1 tRNA gene is annotated in these 300 nt (G+C 53.7%); it reads left to right on the top strand.

The features are described 5' to 3' along the window. Window positions 1-168: 168 nt before the first annotated feature. A tRNA-Ala gene (locus E5354_RS14125) sits at window positions 169-242 on the top strand. Window positions 243-300 lie beyond the last annotated feature (58 nt).

Here is a 300-nt window from a genome sequence, read left to right as displayed (position 1 = left end):
CGTAACAAGGTAGCCGTACCGGAAGGTGCGGCTGGAACACCTCCTTTCTGGAGCGTCCGCAGTCAATTGGAGCTGCGAGGTTTCCGACCTTTTTGGTCACGACGATTTGAGGCTCTTGTGCTTCTTGTCCGTTTACACCATAACCTGCATCCCCGTCAGGGGGTCGAGGGGGGATTAGCTCAGCTGGCTAGAGCACCTGCTTTGCAAGCAGGGGGTCAACGGTTCGAATCCGTTATTCTCCACTCAGGAAGAGGACATTGACATGCTGGAAGCGATTCTGAGCAATCAGAATCAAGATAC

Origin of the sequence: Muribaculum sp. NM65_B17 (assembly GCF_004793735.1) — a bacterium.
GTDB lineage: Bacteria > Bacteroidota > Bacteroidia > Bacteroidales > Muribaculaceae > Muribaculum > Muribaculum gordoncarteri.
The sequence above is the reverse complement of the archived record's forward strand: the minus strand, read 5'-3'. Positions and strand labels throughout refer to the sequence as shown.